Here is a 14,055-nt window from a genome sequence, read left to right on the forward strand (position 1 = left end):
GCCGGCCCGGCGGGGTGCTCAGGCCAGGGTGAAGCGGGTCCGGGGCGCGGGCGGCCGGCCCGTGGTGAGGGCGAGGTCGGCGAGGAGGGTCTCGGTCTCGCGGGTGGTGCGCAGGACGTCCGGGTCGAGGTCGACGACGACGAGTTCGCGCCGGTCCTCGCCCGCCTCGGCGAGCAGCCGGCCGTCGGGGCCCCAGACCGCGCTGCCGCCGCAGGTGTGCCAGCCGCCGGTGCGGCCGACGTGGTTGGCGAGCACCGTGTAGAGGGTGTTGTCGAGCGCGCGGGCCGGGAACCAGGTGCGGGACTCGTGGTGGCCGTGGCCCATGCTGAACAGCGCGCCGACCAGGTAGGCGTGGCAGCCGTCGAGCGCTGCGGCGCGGGCGTGCTCGGGGAACCCGGAGTCGTAGCAGACGCCGAGGCCGAGCCGCCAGCCGTCCAGTTCCAGGGTGCAGCCGGCCGTTCCGGGGCGGTAGTGCTCGCGTTCGCTCTTGAACAGGTGCTGCTTGTCGTAGCGGGTGACGAAGCCGCCGTCCGGGCCGAGGACGAGGGCGGAGACGCGCAGGTCGGCGCCGTCCCGTACGGCGGCGCCGACGATCGCGGCGGTGCCGGTCTCGCGGCAGGCCTCGGCGATCGGCGCGAGCCGCGGATCGCCGGGCTGGACCGCGTACCTGACGGGGTCGGCGCTGATCAGCTCGGGCTCGTAGCCGGAGAGGAACTTCTCCGCGAACAGCACCAGCCGGGCGCCGGCCCGGGCGGCCTCGCGGATCAGTCCGGCGGCCTGGGCGGCGTTGGCCGGTATGTCACCGGCCACGGCCTGGGCCTGGACGGTGGCGATCCGCAGCGGGCGCCCGGGGTAACCGTCCGGTGCGGTGGGGGCGTTGGGAGCCGTGGGAGCGGTGGGGGCAGGGGTGTCGGACATGGCCGCCAACCTAGCGCGACGGCTCTCGGCCGGCGTCGGAGTAACGGGGCGGCGAGGGCGGGTCAGCGGGGTGACGGCGCCTCAGCGCACGGCCTCGTCCGGCCGGTCGGCGGGGTCGGCCGGGTCCACCGGTTCGCCCGGGGCTCCTTCCCGCGCGCCGTGCGGTCCGTCCTCGTCCAGCGGGGCGGCGGTGCCCGAGGGGTGCCCGGCCGACACGAGGACCCGCTGCACCCGGGGCCTGGTACGCCAGTTGACCCGCCGTACGTCCTGGGCCAGCGCGCCGGGGCGCCACACCTGGATCACGGCGGTCACGGTGCCCAGCACGATCCCGGCGGCCAGCCAGCCGGCCAGCACGTCGCTGGGCCAGTGCACGCCGAGCGCGACCCGGGTCCAGCCGATGGTCAGCACCGTCGCCGCGGCCACCAGGCAGGCGGCGGTCCGGCCGCGCCGACGGACCCGGTACCAGAGCAGGCCGACCAGGACGGCGCAGGTGATCGCCGAGGCCATGGCGTGCCCGGAGGGGAAGGACGGCCCGCCGGCGTGCGAGACCGGATCGGTGAAGGAGGGGCGGGCGCGGTCGAAGGACAGCTTCAGCGCCCACAGGACGCCCCAGCCGACGAGGGCCTGGGCGGCCACCCAGCCGGCCAGCACCCGGGCGCCGATCAACCAGAGCCACCCGGCGGCGATTCCGAGAAGCGTACGCATCGTGACGGTGCCGCCGATGTCGGAGAGCGTCTGCACCGAGGCGGTCCAGATCCGGTGCTCCCGGGCGTAGGTGTGCAGTTCGCCGATCCACTCCTGGTCGAAGCGGGCGAGCGGGCGCCATTGGCCGGTGACCAGGGCCGCCAGCAGGCCGAACAGCGCGGCACAGCCCAGCGCGAGCGCGGCGTCCCGAAGGAGACTGCGATTACGCGCAGTGAGGATGGTCGTGCTGTTGGTCAGGTGCATGGCTGACACCTTCCCAGTGTCCCGTGCCGAGCAAGGGCCGGAGTGATAGCGATTCGGCATCGTTTGTGCGGAGGACCTGCGTGCGCCGGGGTGTGGGCCGGGACGGACGGCGGGGTGCGCGGGGAACGTCGGCGGCCGTTCGCGGGTTCAACGGGTGGGCGGTGGCCGCGTGAGGGTCGAGTGAAGAAAACACTCCCGGAGCGGTCACCCGATGACACGGGAAGTGCCCGACCGGTCACCCAGTGTCCAGAACCGGGGTGAAAACCGGCAGGATACTGCATCGCCGGGAAGAATCTGAGTGACTTGGGAATGTTGTCCGGAATCTGTTCGTTGGATCGTTACGTGTGAGGCCCCGAGGGGCCCGCATTTCTTGCCCTCACGAGGCAGGCAGGCAGACCTCGGCAACACCAGCAAAGGGAGCAAGCATGGCCACCCGTGCCGTCGTTCGCGACAGGGCCGACCGGAGTCGCGCGGCCCGCCCGACCAACCTCGAGGCCGACCGCGACCTGGTCGGCATGTACCTCGACGAGATCGCCAGGACACCCCTGCTCGATGCCGCCGAGGAGGTCGAGCTCTCGCTGCGGATCGAGGCCGGGGTGTACGCCCAGCACATGCTGGACGAGGGCGAACTCCCCGACGGCGTCACGCGCGAGGAGCTGGAGGCGATAGCCGCCGACGCCGAGCGCGCCAAGGACGTCTTCATCCGCTCCAACCTCCGGCTCGTGGTCGCCGTCGCCCGCCGCTACCCGCGCAGCGGCCTGCCGCTGCTGGACCTCATCCAGGAGGGCAACGCGGGCCTGGTGCGCGCCGTCGAGAAGTTCGACTACGCCAAGGGCTTCAAGTTCTCCACGTACGCGACGTGGTGGATCCGGCAGGCGATCACCCGGTCCATCGCCGACCAGTCCCGCACCATCCGGCTGCCCGTGCACCTGGTGGAGGAGCTCGGGCGGATCCGGCGGGTGCAGCGGGAGAAGTCCAAGGAGCTGGGCCGCGAGGCGGAGCCGGCCGAGATCGCGGCCGAGCTGGACACCACCGAGGCCCGGATCAAGGACGTGCTGGACTGGGCGCGCGACCCGGTCAGCCTCAACATGTCGGTCGACGACGAGGGCGAGACCCAGTTCGGCGACCTCGTCGAGGACACCGGGGCCACGTCCCCCGAGGACGCCGTGATGGTCATGCTCCGCAGGGAGGAACTGGACGGCCTGATCGGGCGGTTGGACGACCGCACCGCCTCGATCATCCGCTCCCGCTACGGGATGGAGGACGGCCGCGAGCGCACCCTCACCGAGGTGGGCAAGCAGCACGGCCTCACCCGCGAGCGGATCCGCCAGATCGAGAAGCACGCGCTGGCCGAGCTGAAGAAGATCGCGGACCACGCGGGCTTCGAAGCCGCCTGAGAGGCCGCCGGGAAAGCCGCCTGAGGAAGCCGCCTGAGAGGCCGCCGGGGAAGCCTCCCGGCAGGCTGCCTGGACCCGCCCTCATCGGGCCCTGGTGCGGAGCGCCCCGCACCGGGGCCCGAGGCGTGCCACGGGGCTCTTAGGCTGGAGGAAAGGGACGAGCGGACGGAGTGGACGGCGTGAGCGAGCAGGGGCAGGAAAAGGACCGGGAGCAGGGCGGGGAACAGGAGCAGGAGCTCCGGAAGGCCGCGGCCGCGAAGGCCCGGCTGGTCTTCCGGGACCCGTTGGACCAGCAGTCCGGGGACGACACCGACGCCGGCTGGGGCGGCCGCCCCGGGGCGGGGGAGAGCGGTGGACGGGGGCTGGACTGGTACCTGAGCCAGCGCCCGCCGCACCACGGGGACTGAGGAACGGGGACGGGGGAGCGGGGACCGGGGCCGAACGGCGCCCGCCGGTCAGCGCAGCGGCGCGACCAGTGCGTCGCGGATCTCGGTCAGCAGTTGGACCTCCTTGGCCTCGGCCTCCGCCGCCTCCTCGGCGAGGCTCTTGCGGTGGGCCGCCAGCCTGTTCATGGGCACGATCAGGGCGAAGTAGACGACCGCCGCGGTGATCAGGAACTGGAGCACGGCGCTGAGCACCGATCCCCACAGGATGAGGATCCCGGACGTGACCTCACCGGTCGGGCTCACCTCGCAGGGCCCCTTGAGGCAGGAACTGTAGGACGCGAGGTCCTTGGTCCCGAAGACGCCGACGATCGGATTGATCACGCCTTTGACGAAGGCGTTGACGATGTTGGTGAAAGCCGCGCCGATGACCACGGCGACGGCGAGTTCGACGACGTTTCCACGCAGCAGGAATTCCTTGAAGCCTTTCATGCCGCCTCGAACGACGAAGTCGCCTCCCGGTTACGGGTGATCTTCCGCAGCCCCGGACTGACAACCCGTCCGGCCCAGTGCGCCTCCCTGGGGTGGCGGCAGCCCGGCCCGCGCGGGCCCCAGTGCCAGCGCCGACGCCACCGCGAGCAGCACCAGGACGGGCACGGCGGCCCGCCGCCGCACCGCACTGCGCCAGCGGTGCCACCCGCCGCACCCGCGCCGGATCGGCGGGAAGCTCGGCAGCTCCTGCCGGGGCGGCACGGCGGGTGCGGGCAGCGGCAGCGGCAGGGGGAGGGAGAAGCTCGCGGTCGTCATCGACGCACCTCCGGGGTGTCGGCGGGCCGGCCCCTCGCGGACCGACCGGATGCCCACACGATGGGCGTTTCCGGCGAACTCGGAAAGCCCTTTCCCCAGGCCTGTGGACAACTCGCCCCTGTGGACAACTTCGTTCACTCGCCGGAGTGAGGTCGACCCCTCCGGGGTGACAGGGCGCCCGGGCGGGCATGCGAAAAGGCCCGCCGCCCCGCGTGGAAGCGGGGTCGACGGGCCTTTCCCTGGTCTACGGGCCGTCCGGGCCGATGGTGCCCGGCGCCGGGATCAGCTCGCGGCCGGAGCCGGGCTGGACGAGGTCGAGGAGCCGGAGCCCGACGACGTCGACGAGGAGGACGTGGACGCGGTGGACGACGTCGAGGGGGTCGACGACGACCCGGCGCCCACCGAGCTGCTGGAGGACGAACGGCTGTCGGTCCGGTAGAAGCCGGAGCCCTTGAACACGACGCCCACGGCCGAGAAGACCTTGCGGAGCCGTCCCTGGCAGTCGGGGCACGTGGTCAGCGCCTCGTCGGTGAACTTCTGCACCGCCTCCAGGCCGTTGCCGCACTCGGTGCACTGGTACTGGTACGTGGGCACTTGTCTTCCTCCTGGCACTCTCGCCTGATGAGTGCTAACGATGGTCAATGATGCGGCATTCCGCGGGATCAGTCCAGCGACCCCGGTGTGAGATCGGCCCCGGAGCACCCGTCGGCCGCCGTCGGCCCGGTTCCCGGACGACACCCGCGCAGCCTCCGGCCGCCGTCGGCTCGGCCCCGGGCGGCCGGAGGCCCGGCCCCCGGCCGCCGCCCCGCTCAGCCCTCGGCGACACCCGCCAGCTGCATCGGACGCCCGCCCTCCGCGGTCCCCGCAGCGGCGGTCTCCTCGCCCCGCGGCGCCACCAGCAGGTGCCGCAGCGAGGCCAGCACGACCAGTCCGAGCCCGGCCCCGACCACCGGCACCAGGAACCCGGTGGAGGGCCCGTGCCCGTCGATCAGCCGGCCGGCCGCCATCGAGCCGACCGCCAGCCCCAGCCCGATGGCGCCGGTCAGCCAGGTGAAGGCCTCGGTCTTGGCCCCGTCCGCGACCAGCGTCTCGACCAGGGTGTAGCCGCTGATCAGGGTCGGCGCGATGGCCAGCCCGCAGACCAGCCCGGCGACGGTCAGCGCGACCAGGTTGGGCATCGCCCACAGCACCGAGCAGCCCAGCACCAGCAGCGCGTAGCTGAACAGCATCCGCTGCTGCACCGGCCGCCGCCAGGCGATCACGCCGTACAGCACGCCGGCCAGCATGGAGCCGCCGGCGAAGATCCCGTACACGGTGCCGCCGGCGTCGTGCTGCCCGACCGAGTCGGCGAAGGCGTTCACCGAGACCTGCATGCCGCCGAACACCGCGCCGACCCCGAGGAAGGTCCCGGCCAGCAGCCGGACGCCGGGGGAGGCGAGCGCCGAGGCGCGCCTGGTGCCGGGCTGCGGCACGATCCGGGCCGGGGCGGTGCCCCGCTGGGCGGCGAAGGCCAGGCCGCCGACGAGGGTCAGCGCGGCCTCGGCGACCAGGGCGGTGGCCGGGTTGGCGAGGGCGGCGATGCCGGAGGCCAGGATCGGGCCGATCACGAAGGTGAACTCGTCCGTCACGGACTCGAAGGCGAAGGCGGTGCTCACCCGGGCCGCGGAGGCGTCGGAGGCGCCGTCGGCGGTGAACCTGGCGACCCAGCGGGCCCGGACCATCGCGCCGACCTGCGGCACGCTCGCACCGGCCGGCACGGCGGCCAGGAACAGGCTCCAGGCGGGCGCGTGGCCGAGCGCGAGGGCGATCAGCACGCCGACCGAGACGGCGTGCACCAGGACGGTCGGGACGAGCACCGAGGCCTGGCCGTAGCGGTCGGCGAGCCGCCCGGTCTGCGGCCCGATCAGGGCCTGGGCGACGGCGGCGACCGCGGTGACCGTACCGGCGGTGCCGTACGAGCCGTGGGTCTGCGTGACGAGCAGCAGGATGCCCATGCTGAGCATCGCGTACGGCAGTCGCGCGACGAGGGCGGGGGACAGGAACGTCCAGGCCCCGGGTGTGCGCAGCAGCTCGCCGTACCCGACGCGGGCGGGGGCGGGAGCTGCGGGGGTGGCCGCGGGGTGCGCGGCGGTGTCGACCGTTCGGCGCGCCGTCACGGTCGGTCCTTCCTGCTGCCTGGTAGCGCGGCAGGGCATGGTGTGGCCCCGACGGCGCCGAGAGTCGTCCTCTCGCGCGTCGACCGGGGTAGATACCGGGTCGGTCCGGCGTGGTGGCCGGGGGCCGGACCGCGGCCGCCGAGCGGTCGCGCCAACTCTGCGTCAGGCAGATGCTGGGGTGGTCTAGCGGTGGTTATACGGCGTGGTCGAACCAGCATACAGTTACGCGCGTAGACACCGCCAGCCCACCCCGGCCCGCAGGCCCGTCAGGGCCCCCGGACCAAGGCGGACCGAGGAGAGCCGGGACGGACCGGGGCGGGCCCGCAGGCCCGTCCGGGCCCCCTGGGCCGGGGCGGGCCCGGCGCCCGTCACCGCCCGTTCAGCCACCCCGCGAGCTTGCCGCCCTTGTCCACGGCCCGCAGCCGCCGTTCGGCGGCCTCGCCGACCTCGTCCGTGGTGACCACCAGCAGTTCGTCGCCGGCCCGCAGCACCGTCGCCTTGTCCGGTACGAAGGAGTTCCCCTCGCGCACGACCAGGGTGACCGCGGCCCCCTTGGGCAGCCGCAGTTCGCTGATCTCCACGCCGGACATCTTCGAGGTGGGGGAGAGCGCGACCGACAGCAGGTGTCCGTGCAGCTTCTCCAGCGGGGCGGACTCGATGCCCAGGTCCTGGCCCATGTCGCCCTCGTCGATCCGTAGCCGCTTGGCCACCCAGGGCAGGGTCGGCCCCTGGAGCAGGGTGAAGACGACGACCAGGATGAAGACGATGTTGAAGACGTCCTCGGCCCGGTGCGCGCCGGACACCACCGGGATGGTGGCCAGCACGATGGGCACCGCCCCGCGCAGCCCGGCCCAGCTCAGCAGCGCCTGCTCGCGGGCCGGCACCTTGAAGGGGGTCAGCGAGACCATCACCGACAGCGGCCGGGCCAGGAACACCAGCACCCCGCCGATCACCAGCGCGGGCACCACCGCGTCGCCCATGGTCTCGGGCGTGACGAGCAGCCCGAGCAGCACGAACATGCCGATCTGCCCGATCCACGCGAGCCCGTCGGCGAAGCCGCGGACGGCCGGGCCGTGCGGCAGCTTGGAGTTCCCGAGGATCACCGCGCTGATGTAGACGGCGAGGAAGCCGGAGCCGTGCAGCAGCGCGCCGCCGGCGTACGCGAGCACGGTGAGCGCCATCACGGCGATCGGGTAGAGGCCCGAGGAGGGCAGGGCGACGTGCTTGAGCCCGTAGGCCCCTATCTTGCCGACGGCCAGGCCTATGACGGCGCCGATGGCCAGCTCGGCGACGATCGTGCCGATCAGGACGTACCAGGAGTCCAGTTCCCCGGTGGTGGCGAAGGCGACGACCAGGATGACCACGGGCGCGTCGTTGAAGCCGGACTCGGCCTCCAGCAGGCCGGTGAGCCGGTGCGGCAGCGGGACCATCCGCAGTACGGAGAAGACGGCGGCCGCGTCGGTCGAGGAGACGATGGCGCCGAGCAGCAGCGAGGTGCGCCAGTCCAGGCCGACCAGCCAGTGGGCGCCGGCCGCGGTGGCGAACACGCTGACGCCGACGCCGAGGGTGGCGAGCACGGTCGCGGCGGGCATCACGGGCTTGATCTCGCGCCAGCTGGTCTTGAGGCCGCCCTCGGCCAGGATCACCACGAGCGCCGCGTAGCCGAGCACCTGGGTGAGCTCCGCGTTGTTGAACGTGACACCGATCCCGTTCTGGCCCAGCGCCACGCCGATCCCCAGATAGATCAGCAGGCTGGGCAGCCCTGATCGGGTGGAGAGTCGTACGGCGCCCACCGCGAACAGCAGGATCACGGAGGACTCGAGCAGGAGCTGGTTCAGATGGGAGATGTTCACGCAGGGGCACCTCGGGCAGGCAGGGGCGGACGGGGTGTCTGGTGGTGCTGTGGGGTGACCCGTTAAGAAGTCGTCAATGCTCCCCTTGCGGATCGTTACGCAGTCTAACATTTTGCCATATCTTTAGCTTGGTCCCCCGTTCACGGTGCCCGGCCGACTCGGCCTAATGTGGTGCCCTGTCACGGCCGCAGGCCCTGGACACGCCCGCCCGCCCCGAAGTCAGGACCGCAAGGACCCAGATGCCCCGCTCGAAGAAGTTCCGGCGCGCCCGTCTGATCGTGATCGTGCTGGTCGTGCTGTTGGTGGCCGGTGCCGGCTACGGCGGCTACCGCGGGGTCTCCGCGGTCCGCGCCTCCTTCCCGGAGGTCGACGGCAGCGTGAAGGTCGCGGGCCTGAGCGCGCCCGTCGACGTCAAGCGGGACGCGAACGGCATCCCGCAGCTGTACGCCGACACCGACGAGGACCTGTTCCGCGCCCAGGGCTACGTCCAGGCGCAGGACCGTTTCTGGGAGATGGACGTCCGCCGGCACATCACCGCCGGCCGGCTCTCCGAGATGTTCGGCGACAGCCAGGTCGACACCGACACCTTCATCCGCACCATGGGCTGGCGGCAGGTGGCGCAGAAGGAGTTCGACACCAAGCTCTCGCCGGAGACCAAGAAGTACCTCCAGGCCTACTCGGACGGTGTGAACGCCTGGCTCTCCGAGCACCCCGGCGGCGCGAAGGCCTCGCTGGAGTACGGCCTGCTCGGCGTCGTCAACGGCGGCTACCGGCCCGAGCAGTGGTCCCCGGTCGACTCGGTGGCCTGGCTCAAGGCGATGGCCTGGAACCTCTCCGGGAACCTCCAGGAGGAGATCGACCGCTCGCTGCTGGCCCAGGACTTCGGCCCGGACAAGATCGCCGAGCTGTACCCGGACTACCCGTACGCCCGCAACGGCACCATCGTGAAGACCGGCGCGGTGACCGGCGACAACTACCGCCCCGCGGACGGCTCCCCGCAGTCCGGCACGCCCGCCGGAACGGCCGCCACCGCCCAGGGCGCGGCCACCACCAAGGCGATGCTGCAGAGCCTGACGGACCGGGTCGACGCGATGCCGCAGCTGCTCGGCCGCCCCGGCCAGGGCATCGGTTCCAACTCCTGGGTGGTCGCGGGCTCGCACACCACCACCGGCAAGCCGCTGCTGGCCAACGACCCGCACCTGGGCCCCGGCCTGCCCTCGGTCTGGTACCAGATGGGCCTGCACTGCCGGACCAGCTCCCCGGCCTGCCAGTTCGACGTCTCCGGCTTCACCTTCGCGGGCATGCCCGGCGTGGTCATCGGCCACAACAAGGACATCGCCTGGGGCTTCACCAACCTCGGCGCCGACGTCACCGACCTCTTCCTGGAGAAGGTCACCGGCCCGGAGACCTACCAGGTGGACGGCAAGGACGTGAAGTTCGACCTCCGCAAGGAGACCATCAAGGTCGCCGGCGGGGAGGACCGCACCATCACCGTCCGCACCACCCAGACCGGCGCCCCGCTCATCTCCGACCAGAGCACCGAGCAGCAGAACGTCGGCAAGTACGCCCCCAACGGCCCCTCCGCCCCGGACCGCGGCACCAGCGGCTACGGCGTCGCCCTGCAGTGGACGGCGCTCAGCCCCGGCAAGACCATGGACGCCGTCTTCGAGCTGGACAAGGCGAAGAACTGGGACGAGTTCCGCGCCGCCGCCAAGGACTTCACCGTCCCCGCGCAGAACCTGATCTACGCCGACGCCAAGAACATCGGCTACCAGGCTCCGGGCACCATCCCGGTCCGCGGCAAGGGCGACGGCACCCTCCCGGCGCTGGGCTGGGACTCCGCGTACCAGTGGAAGGACCCGATCCCCTTCAACGCGCTGCCGTGGAGCCTCAACCCCTCGGCGGGCTACATCGTCACCGCCAACCAGGCCGTGGTGGACCCGAGCTACAAGTACAACCTCACCAAGGACTGGGAGTACGGCACCCGCGCCAAGGAGATCACCGACCAGATCGAGGGCCTGCTCAAGAACAACGGCAAGATCTCGCCGGACGACATGCAGACCCTCCAGCTGGACAACACCAGCGTGATGGCCAAGACGCTGGTCCCGCTGCTGCTCAAGCAGCCGGTCAGCGACCCGTACGTGCGCGAGGCCCAGGACCTGCTGAAGGACTGGAACTTCCACCAGGACGCCGACTCGGCCGCCGCCGCCTACTACAACGGCGTCTGGCGCCAGCTGCTGATCCTCGCCTTCGGCCAGAAGTTCCCGGCCGACCTGCGGGCCAAGGACAACTGCCTGCTGGTCCGCCAGCAGGACGACCCCACCAAGCCGGACAGCGCCACCAAGATCGTCACCGAGTGCGGCACCCGCGAACCGGGCAAGGCCCAGCCGGACGGCGGCGACCGCTGGACCGAGGTCGTGCGCCAGCAGCTGGAGAAGCCCGACAGCTCGTGGTGGACGTACATCGACGACCAGCACAAGGAGCAGAAGGGCCTGGACAACCTGCTCCAGGAGGCGATGAAGAACGCCCGCCAGGAGCTGACCTCGCTGCTCAGCAAGGACGTCTCCACCTGGAGCTGGGGCCGCCTGCACAAGCTGGAGCTGCGCGAGCAGACCCTCGGCACCGACGACTCCTCGATCGCCTCCGGCGCGGTGCACAAGCTGCTCAACCGCGGCCCGTACCGGCTCTCCGGCGGCTCGGCGGCGGTCGACGCGGCCGGCTGGAACGCGGCGGCCGGCTACCAGGTGGACTGGATCCCGTCGATGCGCATGGTGGTCGACCTGAACGACCTCGACTCCTCGCGCTGGGTCAACGTCGGCGGCGCCTCCGGCCACGCCTTCCACGACAACTACAACGACCAGACCGACCTCTGGCTCAAGGGCAAGCTGCTGACCTGGGCCTACACGCCGGACGCGGTCGAGAAGGCCACCAAGCACAAGCTGGTGCTCACCACCGGCTGACGCCCGTACGGCCCGGACACCGGCGGCCCCGTTCCCCCCGAGGGAGCGGGGCCGCCGCCGTCTCACCCGAGCCTGCGCACCCCCGAGGGCAGCACCGCCAGGTCCACCGGCCGGTCGTGCGGCTCGGCCGGCACCCGCTCCAGCAGCTCGTGCTCGTACAGCAGCACCGCCAGCACCGGCCGTGCCCCCGCCCGCGCCAGCCGGGCCAGCACCCGGTCGTAGCTGCCGCCGCCCCGGCCCAGCCGCAGCCCGGAGCGGTCCACCGCCAGGCCCGGCAGCAGCACCACCGCCGCCCGCGCGACCGCCTCCGGGCCGAGCCGCGGACCGACCGGCTCCAGCAGCCCGCGCCCGGCCGGGGCCAGCGCGTCCGGCCCCGCGTACGCGGCCCAGTCCAGGTCGTTGTCCGGCAGCAGCACCGGCAGCAGCACCCGGACCCCGCGAGCCCGCAGCGCGTCCAGCAGCGGCCGGGTCCCGGGCTCGGCGCCCACCGAGACGTACGCGGCCACCGTGGCGCCGGGGGCGGCCAGCTCCCCGGCGTGCCCGGCCAGCGCGTCGGCCGCCGCCGCCCGCTCCTCGGCGGCCAGTTCGCGCCGCCGCGACAACAGCCGTGTCCTCAGACCGCTCTTCTCGTTGGGCATCCGATCCTCGTTCATCCGATCCTCCTGGCCTCCGCACCGCCGACGCGCAGAGCCTGACACGCGAAGGGGCACCCCCCATTGACCACCCCGCTGCTGGTCCAGGCCCTGGCCGCACTCGGCGTCCCCGCACTGGCCGGCGCCACCGCCCTCGGACTGCGCGGCCGCCGGGAGCGGGCCCGGGCCGCCGCCGGGGCGCAGCGGCTGCGCGGGCGGATCGCCGAACTGGAGGAGCGCTGCGCCGACCTGGAGCGCACCGCCTCCTGCGACCCGCTCACCGGCGTGTGGAACTACCGCCACCTCCAGCTCACCCTGGACCGGGAGATCGAACGGGCCCGCCGCGCCGAGCACACCGGACAGGCCGACGGCCCGCGCCCGCTCGCCGTGCTGATGCTCGCCATCAGCGGCTTCGACGCGGTCGTCGCCGAGCACGGCCGGGGCCGGGCGGGCGCGGTGCTGCGCGACCTCGCCCAGCGGCTCGCGATGGAGATCCGCCGGGCCGACACCCTCGGCCGCTACGGCGGCGAGGAGTTCCTGGTGGTGCTGCCGGACACCGGCGCCGAGGGCGCCGCCCAGGTCGCCGAGCGGCTGGTCTGGTCGGTCCGCCGGCACCTGCTGCTGGACTGGTCCTCCGGCCCGCGCGAGTCCCGCCCCGCCGCCGGCAACGGCCTGACCGCCGCCGCCGGCATCGCCGTGCTGCCCGAGAACGGCACCCACGCGGCCGTCCTGCTGCGCGCCGCCGACACGGCGCTCGCCGCGGCCCGGGCGGCCGGCGGCGACTGCTGGCGGCTCTCGGCCCGGCCGCCCGGGGAGTCCGGGGAGCCCCGCGCCGACCGCTCCGAACAGGCCGCTCGCACGCCCGATCACGGAACGGATGCCGAACGTGACCGTACGGAAAAGGCGGGTAGTGTGTCGGCCTGTGTCGGCCGGGACCCGTTCGCCCAGCCGGTCGCGACCCATACGACTGCCACCGCGGCCGGGCCCAGCGACGTGCTGTCCTAGCCGTCCGCCCGTACTCGGCCGGGCGAAAACGTGCCTGAGTAAGGTGAACGCATGACGACGACCAACCCCCGAGTTCCGGTGACCAAGGCCGTGGTGCCCGCGGCCGGACTGGGCACCCGCTTCCTTCCGGCGACCAAGGCCACCCCGAAGGAGATGCTCCCGGTCGTCGACAAGCCGGCGATCCAGTACGTCGTCGAGGAGGCCTCCGCCGCGGGCCTGTCCGACATACTGATGGTCACCGGGCGCAACAAGCGGGCCCTGGAGGACCACTTCGACCGCGCCTACGAGCTGGAGGAGCTGCTGGTCCGCAAGGGCGACGAGCAGCGCCTGGCCCGGGTCCGCGAGTCCGTCGAGCTGGCCAACATGCACTACGTCCGCCAGGGCGACCCGAAGGGCCTCGGCCACGCCGTCTCGGTCGCCGAGCAGCACGTCGCCGGCCAGCCCTTCGCCGTCCTGCTCGGCGACGACCTGATCGACCCGCGCGACCCGCTGCTCTCCCGGATGATCGAGGTGCAGCAGCAGCTCGGCGGCTCGGTCGTCGCCCTGATGGAGGTCGACCCCTCCCAGATCCACCTCTACGGCTGCGCCGCCGTCAAGGCGAACGGCTTCGGCGAGGACGTCTTCCAGGTGACCGACCTGGTCGAGAAGCCCGAGCCCGGCGAGGCCCCGTCGAGCTACGCCGTGATCGGCCGCTACGTCCTCGACCCGCTGGTCTTCGACGTGCTGCGGGAGACCCCGCCCGGCCGCGGCGGCGAGATCCAACTGACCGATGCCCTGCGCGAGCTGACCAACCGCGAGGCGGCGGACGGCGGTCAGGTGCACGGCGTGCTCTTCAAGGGCCGCCGCTACGACACCGGCGACCGCGCCGACTACCTGCGCGCTATCGTCCGTCTGGCCGCCGAACGCGAGGACCTGGGCCCGGAGTTCCGCTCCTGGCTGCGGGAGTTCGTCGGCTCCGAGATGCAGGACTGACGCAGGACCACGACCGAGGGAGCG

At 72.8% G+C, this 14,055-nt stretch carries 13 protein-coding genes; 5 read left to right on the forward strand and 8 right to left on the reverse strand.

Annotated elements, in window-relative coordinates:
- Positions 1-18 precede the first annotated feature (18 nt).
- Positions 19-918 carry a carbon-nitrogen hydrolase family protein gene (locus ACFVU7_RS04230; RefSeq protein ID WP_388044238.1) on the reverse strand — a complete coding sequence of 300 codons (900 nt, stop codon included), beginning with the start codon at positions 916-918 and terminating at the stop codon, positions 19-21.
- A gap of 81 nt (positions 919-999) precedes the next feature.
- Positions 1,000-1,866, reverse strand: a complete 867-nt coding sequence (locus ACFVU7_RS04235; protein WP_388044240.1) for a phosphatase PAP2 family protein — start codon at positions 1,864-1,866, stop codon at positions 1,000-1,002.
- Positions 1,867-2,291: 425 nt separating this feature from the next.
- Here ACFVU7_RS04235 and ACFVU7_RS04240 point away from each other — a divergent pair, with 425 nt between their 5' ends.
- The gene (locus ACFVU7_RS04240) at positions 2,292-3,263 is read left to right on the forward strand and encodes a sigma-70 family RNA polymerase sigma factor (protein WP_049654530.1); all 972 of its coding nucleotides are present in this window, start codon (positions 2,292-2,294) and stop codon (positions 3,261-3,263) included.
- A 179-nt stretch (positions 3,264-3,442) separates the two neighbouring features.
- Complete coding sequence (locus ACFVU7_RS04245; RefSeq protein ID WP_375876001.1) at positions 3,443-3,670, forward strand: hypothetical protein; 228 nt, start codon at positions 3,443-3,445, stop codon at positions 3,668-3,670.
- Positions 3,671-3,718: 48 nt separating this feature from the next.
- On the opposite strand, the gene mscL is transcribed toward ACFVU7_RS04245, so the two are convergent.
- From mscL to ACFVU7_RS04270, 5 genes are all read right to left on the reverse strand, one after another.
- Positions 3,719-4,138 (reverse strand): large conductance mechanosensitive channel protein MscL, encoded by a 420-nt coding sequence (gene mscL / locus ACFVU7_RS04250; RefSeq protein WP_049654529.1) that lies wholly within the window; start codon positions 4,136-4,138, stop codon positions 3,719-3,721.
- Between the two features lie 30 nt (positions 4,139-4,168).
- Positions 4,169-4,453, reverse strand: coding sequence for a hypothetical protein (locus ACFVU7_RS04255; RefSeq protein WP_147409151.1), 285 nt, complete (start codon positions 4,451-4,453; stop codon positions 4,169-4,171).
- A 282-nt stretch (positions 4,454-4,735) separates the two neighbouring features.
- Positions 4,736-5,047, reverse strand: coding sequence for an FmdB family zinc ribbon protein (locus tag ACFVU7_RS04260; protein ID WP_049654525.1), 312 nt, complete (start codon positions 5,045-5,047; stop codon positions 4,736-4,738).
- 215 nt (positions 5,048-5,262) lie between these two features.
- Positions 5,263-6,609, reverse strand: coding sequence for an MFS transporter (locus tag ACFVU7_RS04265; protein WP_380718803.1), 1,347 nt, complete (start codon positions 6,607-6,609; stop codon positions 5,263-5,265).
- A 368-nt stretch (positions 6,610-6,977) separates the two neighbouring features.
- Entirely contained in the window at positions 6,978-8,462 is a 1,485-nt protein-coding gene (locus ACFVU7_RS04270) for a potassium/proton antiporter (RefSeq protein ID WP_049654523.1), read from the reverse strand.
- A gap of 239 nt (positions 8,463-8,701) precedes the next feature.
- On the opposite strand from ACFVU7_RS04270, the gene ACFVU7_RS04275 reads away from it, so the two are divergent.
- Positions 8,702-11,422, forward strand: coding sequence for a penicillin acylase family protein (locus ACFVU7_RS04275; RefSeq protein WP_049654521.1), 2,721 nt, complete (start codon positions 8,702-8,704; stop codon positions 11,420-11,422).
- Between the two features lie 62 nt (positions 11,423-11,484).
- Here the strand turns inward: ACFVU7_RS04275 and ACFVU7_RS04280 are convergent, their stop codons facing one another.
- Entirely contained in the window at positions 11,485-12,075 is a 591-nt protein-coding gene (locus ACFVU7_RS04280; RefSeq protein WP_074001262.1) for a 5-formyltetrahydrofolate cyclo-ligase, read from the reverse strand.
- A gap of 63 nt (positions 12,076-12,138) precedes the next feature.
- Between ACFVU7_RS04280 and ACFVU7_RS04285 the strand changes: the two genes are divergently transcribed.
- The gene (locus tag ACFVU7_RS04285; protein WP_074001263.1) at positions 12,139-13,059 is read left to right on the forward strand and encodes a GGDEF domain-containing protein; all 921 of its coding nucleotides are present in this window, start codon (positions 12,139-12,141) and stop codon (positions 13,057-13,059) included.
- Positions 13,060-13,110: 51 nt separating this feature from the next.
- On the forward strand, positions 13,111-14,031 hold the full coding sequence (gene galU / locus ACFVU7_RS04290; RefSeq protein WP_049660927.1) for a UTP--glucose-1-phosphate uridylyltransferase GalU: 921 nt from the start codon (positions 13,111-13,113) through the stop codon (positions 14,029-14,031).
- The last annotated feature ends 24 nt before the right edge of the window (positions 14,032-14,055 follow it).

The organism is Kitasatospora sp. NPDC058046, assembly GCF_042885595.1.
Taxonomy (GTDB): Bacteria; Actinomycetota; Actinomycetes; order Streptomycetales; family Streptomycetaceae; genus Kitasatospora.

Excerpts from the sequence above, each read along its gene's own strand:
- ACFVU7_RS04280 (WP_074001262.1), bottom strand. The coding sequence starts at position 12,075 with ATGAACGAGGATCGGATGCCCAACGAGAAGAGCGGTCTGAGGACACGG.
- mscL (WP_049654529.1), bottom strand. The coding sequence starts at position 4,138 with ATGAAAGGCTTCAAGGAATTCCTGCTGCGTGGAAACGTCGTCGAACTC.
- ACFVU7_RS04275 (WP_049654521.1), top strand. The coding sequence starts at position 8,702 with ATGCCCCGCTCGAAGAAGTTCCGGCGCGCCCGTCTGATCGTGATCGTG.
- ACFVU7_RS04230 (WP_388044238.1), bottom strand. The coding sequence starts at position 918 with ATGTCCGACACCCCTGCCCCCACCGCTCCCACGGCTCCCAACGCCCCC.
- ACFVU7_RS04235 (WP_388044240.1), bottom strand. The coding sequence starts at position 1,866 with ATGCACCTGACCAACAGCACGACCATCCTCACTGCGCGTAATCGCAGT.
- ACFVU7_RS04255 (WP_147409151.1), bottom strand. The coding sequence starts at position 4,453 with ATGACGACCGCGAGCTTCTCCCTCCCCCTGCCGCTGCCGCTGCCCGCA.
- galU (WP_049660927.1), top strand. The coding sequence starts at position 13,111 with ATGACGACGACCAACCCCCGAGTTCCGGTGACCAAGGCCGTGGTGCCC.
- ACFVU7_RS04240 (WP_049654530.1), top strand. The coding sequence starts at position 2,292 with ATGGCCACCCGTGCCGTCGTTCGCGACAGGGCCGACCGGAGTCGCGCG.